At 41.8% G+C, this 12108-nt stretch carries 13 protein-coding genes; 11 read left to right on the top strand and 2 right to left on the bottom strand.

Features of this window, described 5'->3' with window-relative positions; all coding sequences use genetic code 11:
* Window positions 1–464: 464 nt before the first annotated feature.
* The 5 genes from rpmH to mnmE all read left to right on the top strand — a co-directional run bounded on the left by rpmH (window position 465) and on the right by mnmE (window position 4338).
* Window positions 465–602, top strand: coding sequence for a 50S ribosomal protein L34 (rpmH, locus tag E2H97_RS18740; protein ID WP_006083827.1), 138 nt, complete (start codon window positions 465–467; stop codon window positions 600–602).
* Window positions 603–608: 6 nt separating this feature from the next.
* Window positions 609–971 (top strand): ribonuclease P protein component, encoded by a 363-nt coding sequence (gene rnpA, locus E2H97_RS18735; protein WP_133408526.1) that lies wholly within the window; start codon window positions 609–611, stop codon window positions 969–971.
* The gene (gene yidD / locus E2H97_RS18730) at window positions 938–1192 is read left to right on the top strand and encodes a membrane protein insertion efficiency factor YidD (RefSeq protein WP_133408525.1); all 255 of its coding nucleotides are present in this window, start codon (window positions 938–940) and stop codon (window positions 1190–1192) included. Before rnpA ends, yidD begins: the two co-directional genes overlap by 34 nt.
* 3 nt (window positions 1193–1195) lie before the next feature.
* Entirely contained in the window at window positions 1196–2830 is a 1635-nt protein-coding gene (yidC, locus tag E2H97_RS18725) for a membrane protein insertase YidC (RefSeq protein WP_133408524.1), read from the top strand.
* Window positions 2831–2970: 140 nt separating this feature from the next.
* Entirely contained in the window at window positions 2971–4338 is a 1368-nt protein-coding gene (gene mnmE / locus E2H97_RS18720; RefSeq protein ID WP_133408523.1) for a tRNA uridine-5-carboxymethylaminomethyl(34) synthesis GTPase MnmE, read from the top strand.
* Between the two features lie 67 nt (window positions 4339–4405).
* Here mnmE and E2H97_RS18715 read toward each other — a convergent pair whose 3' ends face one another.
* Complete coding sequence (locus tag E2H97_RS18715) at window positions 4406–5227, bottom strand: hypothetical protein (RefSeq protein WP_133408522.1); 822 nt, start codon at window positions 5225–5227, stop codon at window positions 4406–4408.
* Window positions 5228–5503: 276 nt separating this feature from the next.
* Here E2H97_RS18715 and E2H97_RS18710 point away from each other — a divergent pair, with 276 nt between their 5' ends.
* Window positions 5504–6043: a cysteine dioxygenase family protein gene (locus E2H97_RS18710; protein WP_133408521.1), complete on the top strand. Its 540-nt coding sequence runs from the start codon at window positions 5504–5506 to the stop codon at window positions 6041–6043.
* Window position 6044: 1 nt separating this feature from the next.
* Here the strand turns inward: E2H97_RS18710 and E2H97_RS18705 are convergent, their stop codons facing one another.
* Window positions 6045–6452, bottom strand: a complete 408-nt coding sequence (locus E2H97_RS18705; RefSeq protein WP_133408520.1) for a PliI family lysozyme inhibitor of I-type lysozyme — start codon at window positions 6450–6452, stop codon at window positions 6045–6047.
* A 115-nt stretch (window positions 6453–6567) separates the two neighbouring features.
* Here E2H97_RS18705 and mioC point away from each other — a divergent pair, with 115 nt between their 5' ends.
* The 5 genes from mioC to E2H97_RS18680 all read left to right on the top strand — a co-directional run bounded on the left by mioC (window position 6568) and on the right by E2H97_RS18680 (window position 11855).
* The gene (mioC, locus tag E2H97_RS18700) at window positions 6568–7005 is read left to right on the top strand and encodes an FMN-binding protein MioC (protein WP_133408519.1); all 438 of its coding nucleotides are present in this window, start codon (window positions 6568–6570) and stop codon (window positions 7003–7005) included.
* Window positions 7006–7492: 487 nt separating this feature from the next.
* Window positions 7493–9379 (top strand): tRNA uridine-5-carboxymethylaminomethyl(34) synthesis enzyme MnmG, encoded by a 1887-nt coding sequence (gene mnmG / locus E2H97_RS18695; protein WP_133408518.1) that lies wholly within the window; start codon window positions 7493–7495, stop codon window positions 9377–9379.
* A 121-nt stretch (window positions 9380–9500) separates the two neighbouring features.
* Complete coding sequence (gene rsmG / locus E2H97_RS18690; protein WP_133408517.1) at window positions 9501–10130, top strand: 16S rRNA (guanine(527)-N(7))-methyltransferase RsmG; 630 nt, start codon at window positions 9501–9503, stop codon at window positions 10128–10130.
* A gap of 24 nt (window positions 10131–10154) precedes the next feature.
* Window positions 10155–10934 carry a ParA family protein gene (locus tag E2H97_RS18685; RefSeq protein WP_133408516.1) on the top strand — a complete coding sequence of 260 codons (780 nt, stop codon included), beginning with the start codon at window positions 10155–10157 and terminating at the stop codon, window positions 10932–10934.
* 9 nt (window positions 10935–10943) lie between these two features.
* Entirely contained in the window at window positions 10944–11855 is a 912-nt protein-coding gene (locus E2H97_RS18680; RefSeq protein ID WP_133408515.1) for a ParB/RepB/Spo0J family partition protein, read from the top strand.
* Window positions 11856–12108 lie beyond the last annotated feature (253 nt).

The following is a 12108-nucleotide window of genomic DNA, read 5'->3' as shown; positions in this document are numbered from 1 at the left end:
TTATCTCATCCCCAAATGATCACCCGAAAGGTTAAATAGTTTATAGTTTGTCGCGTAAGATCGCCATCTTTAAATGCATTTATCCCCAGATAGATCAAAAACCTTAAAATCAAGGAGATCTTTTTTGATCAAAGAAGATCTGTGATCAGACTGTTAAGCGCAAACGCCCGTGTTAATTTGTGATCAGCGGCGATCAAATTAACGGATAATTTTTAGCGCCAATTTATCAAATAGATCACAACATATTGCGATCACACACAGACTTATCCACAAGAGGTAGTGATCCTTTGACCAAGCCACAGTGACGAGGTGAACATTATTTTTACACTTATCTAGCTTCTATATTGACGGGCAAACATAAAGTGATTACAATTCGCCCTCTTTTTGACCCTAGGCTTTGTTTCTATTTATGTAGAAGTGGGCTGAAAGTCAGGTTAACCATAGATTAAAGACGGATTGCCAAAATGAGTAAACGTACTTTCCAACCAAGCAACCTTAAGCGTAAGCGTTCTCACGGCTTCCGCGCCCGTATGGCTACTGTAGGTGGTCGTAAGGTATTAGCACGTCGTCGTGCTAAAGGTCGCGCTCGTTTATCTGCTTAATGTTTAATGACAGATAAACAACATACCTTTCCGCGGGAGTTACGTCTGTTAACTCCCGCTCAATTTTCCGCTGTTTTTTCCAAACCTATCAAAGCCTCTTCTGCTGAAATCACGCTATTAGCGGTCAACAATGACCTAAATCATCCTCGCATGGGTTTAACTGTACCTAAAAAGCAGGTGAAATTAGCCGTGGGTCGAAACAGAGTTAAGCGTATCATTCGCGACAGTTTTCGTTGTCATCAACATGATCTGCCTGCCATTGACATTGTGGTCTTGGTTCGTCATGGTGTAACAAAAATGGATAACGCAGCTTTGCATAAGTTGGTGGAAAAGTTATGGCGAAAACTATGTCGCCGTTACAACTCTTAGGTATCGTACTGATACGAGCCTATCAAATTGTAATCAGTCCACTTCTTGGACCGCGGTGTCGCTTTGTCCCAACCTGCTCCCAATACGCTATCGAAGCAATAAAAATCCACGGATTTTTCAAAGGGAGTTGGTTTGCAATCAAACGCATATTAAAATGTCACCCTTTACATCCCGGCGGGAACGATCCCGTCCCTCAAAAAAACGACAGGTGTAACAAATAGGCTATGGAATCTCAACGCAATATATTGCTAATTGGTCTGCTGCTTGTGAGCTTCTTACTGTGGCAACAGTGGCAGGTGGAAAAAAATCCACAACCCACACCAAGCACACAGCAAACTCAAACCACTGGCAATGCAGTCAGTCATACTGGTACTGCTGATGTACCTGAAGCGGAGCATTCCGTACCGACTTCGGCAAACGTCTCAACGCAATTGATTGAAGTAACCACTGATCAATTAAATGTCAAAATTAACCCAGTGGGTGGTGACATTGTTTATGCCGCTTTGGTATCTCACAAACTTGAGCAAGGCAAAGACGAGCCGTTCGTTATTTTGCATCAAAACCGTGATTTCACTTACATTGCGCAAAGTGGTCTGATTGGTAAAGGCGGTATTGATAGCGTAAATGGTCGCGCTACTTTTAGCAGTGCCAAACCAAGCTATCAAATGCAAAATGGTGCCGATACCTTAAGCGTGCCATTAACTTATGTCGCTGCGAACGGCGTGAAATACGTAAAAACCTTTACTTTCACCCGTGGTAAATTCAATGTTGGTGTCAGCTATGACATTAACAACACGTCTAGCCAAGCCCTACAAGTTCAGATGTACGGTCAGCTAAAAGAAAGCATCAAAGAGCATGAAACCAGCATGATGATGCCGACTTACCGTGGTCCTGCGTTTTCGACGCAAGATACCCGTTATGAAAAGTACAAATTTGACGAACTGGTTAAAAACCCACTGAAACAACACACGTTGGGTGGCTGGGTTGCCATGCTGCAACACTACTTTGTGTCGGCTTGGGTACCGCCAGCAGGTGATAAAAACACCATTTATACCAGTACCAGTGCGGGTGGCTTAGCCAATATTGGTTTCCGTGGTGCGGTATACGACGTTCAGCCTGGTACTTCGCAAAGTATCCACTCTGAGTTTTATGTGGGTCCAAAAGATCAAGAAGCTCTATCTGCACTTTCACCAACCTTAAATCTAGTAGTAGATTACGGTTTCCTTTGGTGGCTAGCTCTACCTATCCACTGGTTATTGATGTTCTTCCAATCGGTTGTGGGTAACTGGGGTGTGGCGATTATCCTGATCACATTAGTGGTTCGTGGTGGTTTATACCCGCTCACCAAAAAGCAATACACCTCGATGGCGAAAATGCGTGACTTACAACCTAAGTTACAGTCGTTGAAAGAGCGCTATGGCGATGACCGTCAAAAGATGGGTCAAGCTATGATGGAACTGTATAAGAAAGAAAAAGTAAACCCTATGGGTGGCTGTTTACCTATCTTGTTGCAAATGCCAATCTTCATCGCGCTTTACTGGGTATTGATTGAAAGTTACGAGTTGCGTCATGCGCCATTCATGTTATGGATCACCGACTTGTCTGTTAAAGATCCATACTATGTTCTGCCTGTATTAATGGGTGCAACCATGTGGTTAATGCAAAAAATGCAACCAATGTCACCACAAATGGACCCAATGCAGCAGAAGATGATCCAGTACATGCCGCTTATCTTTATGGTGTTCTTCCTATGGATGCCATCAGGTATCGTACTTTACTGGGTAGTGGGTAACCTTGTGGCTATCACTCAGCAAAAGATCATTTACGCAAAACTGGCTAAAAAAGCTGAAAATAAGTAATAAAATCAGTATTAGCTAAGTGATAATATAAAGGCGGCCATTAAGCCGCCTTTTTTATTAATGCCATTTCCATCCAAGTGGTATTAATAAAAAACAAGTAGCCTTTTACAGTCCATATAAACAAATCACAGGAAAGTACCGTGACCACAGATACCATTGTTGCCCAAGCTACCGCACCCGGTCGTGGAGGCGTTGGCATTATTCGAATTTCAGGTCCATTAGCTGAGCAAGTTGCCCAATCCGTGCTTGGTCATATTCCTAAGGTGCGTTACGCCGATTACTGTGATTTCAAACATCAAGACAATAGCGTTATCGACCAAGGTATTGCGCTGTTCTTCAAAGGTCCTAACTCTTTTACCGGTGAAGATGTGCTTGAACTTCAAGGTCACGGCGGTCAAGTCGTGCTGGATATGCTCATTAAACGTGTGCTTGAAGTTCAAGGCGTTCGCACCGCCAAACCTGGCGAATTCAGCGAACAAGCCTTTATGAATGATAAGCTGGATTTAGCCCAAGCTGAAGCCATTGCCGATCTCATTGATGCCTCTAGTGAACAAGCGGCTAAAAGCGCCCTGCACTCTCTGCAAGGTGAATTTTCCAATCACATTCATCAGCTGGTGGACGATGTCACTAACCTGCGTTTGTACGTTGAAGCCGCGATTGATTTCCCTGACGAAGAAGTCGACTTTTTAAGTGATGGCAAGATTGCCAATAAGCTTAATCAAATTATCGGTAATCTCGATAACGTCACAGCCAGTGCTCAACAAGGTGCCATCATGCGTGAAGGCATGAAAGTGGTGATTGCTGGTCGCCCAAATGCCGGTAAATCCTCACTGCTGAATGCGCTTGCAGGAAAAGAGTCTGCAATTGTGACTGATATTGCTGGTACCACTCGCGACGTGCTGCGTGAACACGTACATTTGGATGGTATGCCACTGCACATCATTGATACGGCAGGGTTACGTGATACCCAAGATGCGGTTGAAAAAATAGGGATTGAGCGCGCGTGGGAAGAAATCGACCGTGCTGATCGTGTGCTATTTATGGTCGATGGCACTACGACAGACTCTGTCGATCCCCACGATATTTGGCCAGATTTTATTGATCGTCTTCCTAAAAACCTTGGGATCACCGTCATTCGCAATAAAGCAGATATAACAGAAGAGACACTTGGTGCTCATGATAATGAATCCAAAGATCACCCAGTATTTGGTATTTCAGCCAAAACTGGAGAAGGCGTCGACAGCCTAAAAGAACATTTAAAAACCTTAATGGGTTATCAAAGCAACCTCGAAGGTGGCTTTATCGCTCGCCGCCGTCACTTAGAAGCTTTGGATCTGGCAACTCAATACTTACTGCAAGGTAAAGAACAACTTGATGTCTATATGGCGGGTGAATTACTAGCAGAAGAACTGCGAATGACCCAAATGGCACTGTCTGAAATTACCGGTGAATTTACCTCAGATGATTTACTTGGGAAAATCTTTAGCTCGTTTTGTATTGGAAAATAACCAATTTAAACAGATAATTACGATTACATGCTACCAGCCTCTATTTTAAGTAGGCTGGTAAATACCTCTATTTAATATTCTGCATTCTATTTTGAAGCGCTTCTTTCAAAGCAATATCTGTATCCGACTCACCACACTTAAAGGGGTATCCAAGAATTTCTGAATCTGGTTTCAACTTATTACCAATTTTTATAACTCTATGACAAATGTGCCCTTTTTTGATTATCCGATTGGGATCCAATACAGAGTGGATTAACGCTTTATCCTCGAGTTTCTCAGCTTCAGGCGTCCATAAAGGTTTAACTGAAGGGGTGATTTCACTAAGTGTACCGACTTGGGTTTGTAATTTGGCATATTCACTTGCAGCGCTGTATATTCCTTCGCTTTTCTTCCTAGAGAGGTAGGATAGTGTCATCGCTTTGATATCTTTTATTGATATTTCAGCTTGTTTGGATTCAAGTAACTTATTGCTCTTCTCCATTTTGGTTTTAACGGTCGTTTGATGAACAGAGGGACTAGAAGATACTTCTGGCAAGGTTGTTAAAGCCTTTTTATCAATGAGCTTAGAAAAACTCTCTTTTTCAGGTTCAATCGGTTTGGCTTTTTTTCTTGCAACATATAAATAAGAATGAATTTTCGGGACTTGTTCATCCTTTGTATTTGTCGCTTTATGGAATTTAACTGTAACTAAATTGATATTAATAAAAAGAATAAAGACAATATTTAGAAAAAGTGCCCAAAAAATGCTGTATACAATAAATAAGTTATGTTTTTTTTCAGTTAGAGAAAGCCCTTTATTAGCCACATTCACAGTAGGCTCTAGATCTATAACGTAATCACGCTCTATAAAATGTTCTTCATCGATATCCTTTTGTTTTTTATCATCCATTATTGTTAAATCATCCAATAAAAACAGAAACAAATCTATCCAGCAGCTTTAATTACTCACTTTCCAAAAGAGTTATTAACTGTTACGACCCCTCTATAAACAAATGATTCAATAATAAATTCTAAAGTGAACATATTCACATAGATAAGCAGCGCTTCACTGCATATAAATACCAGTAAATTCTTACTTTTCTCAGAATTAAATTTTGTTAAGTTAGTTGATGACTCGCAACCAAATTGACTATTGTGAACCTACTGAAGTCAGTTAACCCAAACAATGATCTCAAGCATTCAACAATATATCGATAAAATTCAAGCACTCATCCAGAGCCAGAGTGATGAAATGCTATTACTCAAACAACTAACGCCCATTACCAAACAACTTGCTCAAACTCAACAATGTCCTAAGGTGGATGAAAACACCATAGATACAGGAATGGATTATCAATTATTCCCGTTATTTGAAGGTGAAAACCATGGGCTTTTTATTACTTTAATTAGTTGGATGCCAGGAAGTACGACCCCAATACACAACCACAATACATGGGCGTTAGTGACAGGAATTATAGGAACAGAAACCAATACTTTATGGCGAGCTGTAACCCCTGTTGTATATGAGGGAGAAGTCGAACTGGAAGAAGATAAAACCATAGCCGTAAGCCCAACTACAGTATTAACATTAGGCAGTGATGCGATTCATTGTGTTAAAAATCTCACCAACGAACCAACACTATCACTGCATATTTACGGAAAAAATCCTTACTTTACTCAGCGTTCTCAATTTCTTCCAGAGCAACAATTAGCCATACCGTTTTGATTCATTTAAAGCCAGTAAAGGTTAAAGTTCTCCCTTTGATGAGGTAGTGAGCTTTTTGCAAATATCCACCACTGCCTGCACTTTGCATGATAATTTGAACAATCGTTTGTGTTTTTGATTGTTTAATCACATCCACCGCCACAATGGATCCATCTCGCTCTTGTATCATCCCCGAAATAAAATTATCAAAAGGAAAGGCGGGCTCCGAAATACCATATAAACGCACACTATAACTGCCAATACTTTCAGGCTCTTGCTTGGGTACACTCACCACAATGTGCTGACCGCTATCTAAGCTTATTATTTTATAAAAAGCTTGGTTTGTTGGTTGATTAGTATTCTGAGAAACAGAGTTAGCCTGACAGCCCATCAAACTGAATAACACGACCAGGGACATTACATATTTCATACTTCACACACCCAAAATGAAGAATATTTCACTCACTTTACCCTACATGGGTTATCGAATTACATCAGTTTTCAATGCTAATATGCATTTTAAAGAACACTTGTAGGTAAACTAAATGGCAAAAATTGAAGTAATTGTCGGTACCACTATGGGTGGTGCTGAGTATGTATCAGATGAACTGATCGCTTTATTAGAAGAACATGAAGTCACTCAACACCTTGAACCCAATCTGGACGAAATCCCTCAAAATGGGATCTGGTTGCTTGTATCTTCCACTCACGGCGCAGGTGAATTGCCCGATAATATCCAGCCATTCGCACAACAATTAGTAGATCAAAAACCTGATCTTTCCCAAGTAAAATTTGCGATCTGTGCCATTGGTGACTCCAGTTATGACACTTTTTGCCAAGGACCTGAAACTTTGATCCAAAGTTTTCAACAACTCGGCGCTGCATCATTTGTGGATAAGATCCAGATCGATGTTTTAGATGAAAACCTTCCAGAAGACACCGCTATCGCATGGTTAGAAGACTGGAAAGATCAAATAAACTAGCCCTTCCGAATATTCTTTCAACTTTCCCACATCTTTGATCGCCATTACTCACGGGTTATTCAATCTTTGGATAACTCTGTGGGTAAACTTGGATCTAGCTCTGATCAAGCCGGAATAAGATCGACACCCAAAATGAAGATGATCCGTGCTGTGGATAACCCATAGATCTATCCCCAGCTTATCTGAAGATTGATCGCAAACTGATCACACGATCAAACCCCTTGTTAGCCATTGATATATATAGCTTTTATCTTGTTGCGCACAGAAATGGTGTTACTTAATAATAAGTAATAATAAAAGATCTTTATATAGATCTTTATATATTATATGCCTGATCCTTTGATCAAAAAGTCCATCACTTCATCATTCACTCATTGTGGGTAAAGTGGTAAACTACGCTGCTTACTGGCACCTTGATCAAACATAAAGTGGTTTTCTCGGTGTTAACGATCGTCTTAGCGATATTACGCAAATTTAAAGGTGTGAAATGCAGTTTCATGAAGCGTTTGATGTCATCGTAGTGGGTGGTGGTCATGCTGGAACAGAAGCCGCTTTAGCGGCAGCGAGAATGGGATCTCAAACCCTATTATTGACTCATAACATTGATACATTAGGTCAAATGTCATGTAACCCCGCGATCGGGGGTATAGGTAAAGGACATTTAGTTAAAGAGATCGATGCGCTTGGTGGTGCAATGGCAATTGCAACGGATCATGCAGGTATTCAATTTCGCACCTTAAACTCAAGCAAAGGTCCAGCGGTACGTGCGACTCGTGCCCAAGCGGATCGCAATTTATATAAAGCTAAAATTCAGCAGATCTTACAAAGTCAGCCTAATTTACGTCTATTTCAACAATCCGCTGATGATTTAGTGATTGAAAATGATCGCGTTGTCGGTGTCGTTACCCAAATGGGCTTAGCGTTTCGCGCTAAAACCGTTGTATTAACGGCGGGCACTTTTTTAAGCGGCAAGATCCACATTGGACTTGAAAATTACAGTGGTGGTCGCGCTGGTGATCCACCGTCTATCAGTCTCGCCAAGCGTTTACAAGAACTGCCGATGCGTATGGGACGGTTAAAAACCGGTACGCCACCTCGTCTTGATGCTAATAGCTTAGATTTTTCACAAATGGCAGAGCAAAAAGGCGATGATCCATTACCTGTAATGTCATTCTTGGGCAATGTTGAGCAACATCCTGAACAGATCAGTTGCCATATCACCCATACCAATGAACAAACCCATGACATCATTCGTGGTGGTTTAGACAGAAGCCCTATGTATTCTGGTGTGATTGATGGTGTGGGACCACGCTATTGCCCATCCATTGAAGATAAGATCATGCGTTTTGCCGATAAAGACTCCCATCAGATCTTTATTGAGCCAGAAGGGTTAAATACGAATGAGATCTACCCAAATGGGATCTCAACCAGTCTTCCGTTTGATGTACAACTCAATTTAGTTCGATCCATCAAAGGCATGGAAAATGCCCAGATCATTCGTCCTGGTTACGCTATTGAGTACGATTACTTTGATCCACGTGATCTTAAAAACTCGCTAGAGACCAAATATATTGATGGTCTGTTCTTTGCGGGTCAAATTAACGGTACAACGGGTTATGAGGAAGCGGGCGCTCAAGGCTTATTAGCTGGTATGAATGCGGCGCTGCAAGTTCAAGGTAAAGAGTCCTGGTGTCCACGCCGTGACGAAGCTTATCTTGGCGTATTGGTTGATGATTTATCAACATTAGGCACTAAAGAGCCTTATCGTATGTTTACCAGTCGTGCCGAATATCGTTTACTGCTTCGTGAAGACAATGCTGATATGCGTTTGACGGAAAAAGGTCGTGAGCTTGGCTTAGTGGACGATGCGCGCTGGCAAGCCTTTAGCGACAAAAAAGAAGCGATTGAACAAGAACTTCAACGACTACGCAGTCATTGGGTACACCCAAATTCAGAGTTAGTTGATCACTTAAACCCGCATTTGAATACGCCGATTTCACGTGAAGCGACATTTGAAGAATTATTGCGTCGTCCAGAAATGAATTATGACAAACTGACTGCGATTGAAGGGTTTGGCCCATCTTTGAAAGATCCACTAGCCGCTGAGCAAGTGCAAATTCAGGTGAAATACTCAGGATACATTCAACGCCAGCAGCAAGAGATTGAAAAGCAGCAGCGCAATGAAAATACTGGTCTTCCAAGTGATCTGGATTATCAAGAAGTGCCTGGGTTATCCAATGAGGTGATTGGTAAGCTTAACGATGCCAAACCTGAAACCATTGGTCAGGCTTCGCGTATTTCAGGGATCACTCCTGCCGCGATTTCGATTTTGTTGGTGCATTTGAAAAAGCGTGGTCTTTTGCGTAAAAACTAGCACCTAAGTCAGCAAAATAATCGAAAAAATTGAATAAGGGAAGACGAATGTCTTCCCTTGTTGTTTGTTGGGCTTCATAATATCCGATTACTCTTTTTAACTGGATTTGGTGAACCTGAGCATGACATCAGAGTTAAAGCAGCAATTGGCGTTAGATCTACAAGCGGCAAATTTAACCGTTACTGAGCAACAACAGCAGCAACTTTTAGGTTTGATTGCTATGCTTGATAAGTGGAACAAAGCTTATAACTTAACTTCGGTGCGTGATCCAAAACAAATGCTTACAAGGCATATTGTCGATTCGATCGTCGTCTCACCTTATTTAAACGGTCAACGCTTTATTGATGTGGGGACCGGTCCAGGTTTACCTGGATTGCCGTTAGCGATACTAAATCCAGATAAAGAATTTGTATTACTTGATAGTCTTGGCAAGCGCATTCGCTTTCAAAAGCAAGTGCAGTTCGAACTTGGTATTCACAATGTCACTTCGGTAGAAAGTCGAGTGGAAGCCTATCAAGATGAACGTGGATTCGACGGTGTATTGAGTCGTGCCTTTGCATCGGTCAAAGATATGTTAAATTGGTGTCACCATCTGCCCAATAAGCAAGGTGTTTTTTACGCGTTAAAAGGGCAATTAACCGATGACGAAATGACTCAAATTCCAGAAGGATATCGCGTTATAGACACCATTGAGTTACAAGTGCCACGTTTGGAAGAACAACGTCATCTACTTAAATTAGTGAAACTGTAGTTACAGACAAAATAGGACAGGAATGTGGGAAAAATAATTGCTGTAGCGAACCAGAAAGGTGGAGTGGGAAAAACAACCACCTGCGTGAATTTAGCGGCATCATTGGCAGCGACTAAACGCAAGGTATTGTTAATTGACCTTGATCCTCAAGGCAATGCAACCATGGGCAGTGGTATCGATAAGTATGATGTCACTCGAACCGCTTATGATCTATTGGTGGATGAAACGCCATTTAGTGAAGTCGTAGTACACGATTCCAGTGGCAAATACGATTTGATTGCCGCCAATGGCGATGTTACCGCGGCTGAAATCAAATTGATGGAATTTTTTGCCCGTGAAGTGCGCTTGAAAAATGCCTTAGCGCCCGTGAAAGATCACTATGATTTTATCTTCATTGATTGTCCGCCATCTCTGAATATGCTCACCGTGAATGCCATGTCTGCAGCAGACAGTGTATTAGTGCCAATGCAATGCGAATATTACGCACTAGAGGGACTAACAGCATTAATGGATACCATCACTAAATTAGCCGCTATGGTAAATCCAGAGTTAAGCATTGAAGGTATTTTACGTACCATGTACGATCCCCGTAATCGCTTGGCCAATGATGTATCTGATCAGTTAAAACAGCACTTTGGTGACAAGGTGTATCGTACTGTTATTCCAAGAAACGTACGATTAGCTGAAGCCCCAAGTTTTGGCGCACCCGCCATGTATTACGATAAATCCAGTGCTGGCGCCAAAGCTTACTTGGCATTAGCGGGGGAAATTATCCGCCGTAGTGAGCAAAAAGCGACGGTTTAAGGAAATAAAATGACAGTGAAAAAACGTGGATTAGGTAAAGGACTGGATGCCTTATTAAGTACCAGTCGAGTCTCTCAACAAAAGCTTGAGCAACAACAAGTTGAAGCTGAGCAAAAGACGGAGGCACAAAACCAAGCGGTACCAGGGCATAATGAATTGATGCGCCTCGACGTTGACTTGCTGACACCGGGCAAATACCAACCACGTAAAGATATGTCCCCCGATGCTCTGGACGAATTGGCTGAGTCCATTCGTGTTCAAGGCGTCATTCAACCTATCGTTGTGCGTAAGCTTGAAAGTGGTAAGTACGAAATCATTGCCGGTGAACGTCGCTGGCGTGCATCGATGCAAGCCGAACTAGAAAAAGTGCCTTGTATTGTTAAGCAAGTACCGGATGAATCTGCGGTTGCCATTGCCTTGATTGAAAACATTCAGCGTGAAGATCTTAATGCCATGGAAGAAGCCATCGCGCTGGATAGATTGTTGAATGAATTTGAATTGACCCATCAACAAGTGGCGGATGCCGTTGGTAAGTCTCGTACCACGGTCACCAATTTATTACGTCTTAATGGTCTTTGTGAGCCTGTCAAACGTTTATTAGAGCACGGCGATTTAGACATGGGTCATGCTCGTGCCTTGTTGGCGGTTGAAGGTGACTTACAAACCACGTTAGCACGCCAAGTAGTAGCGAAAGAATTAACCGTTCGTGAAACTGAGCGTTTGGTGAGTAAAGCCTTAAGCCCAGAAAAAGAGCAAAAACCCAAACAAAAAGACAGCGATGTTGAACGTTTAGAAGCCCAATTAGTCGAAAAGCTGGGAGCAAAAGTCGCGATTAGCCATAACAGCAAAGGCAAAGGGAAAATCGTCATAAATTATCAAGACTTGTCTGAGCTGGATGGGATTTTAAGTAAAATTCACTAATCTCTTATAACTAGTCGTTTATATTGCACCTTAAACGGCTAGTTATGCATTTGTTTACACTTGCCGTATCACCTTCCGTAAAATTGTTAATGTGATCTGACAGCCTGTTTTCCATTGTTCTGATTGCAAACCCGCTATTTTCGTGTTTACAAAGTTGCATTGAAACCCCACTTAGGTATACTTTCGCCAGCTTTTTTGTCTGATTTGCTTTGGATCAAAAAATCAAGGCAAATACTGATAAAAAAAGTATGGG

It is taken from the genome of Parashewanella tropica, assembly GCF_004358445.1.
GTDB classification, from domain to species: Bacteria; Pseudomonadota; Gammaproteobacteria; order Enterobacterales; family Shewanellaceae; genus Parashewanella; species Parashewanella tropica.
The sequence above is the reverse complement of the archived record's forward strand: the minus strand, read 5'-3'. Positions and strand labels throughout refer to the sequence as shown.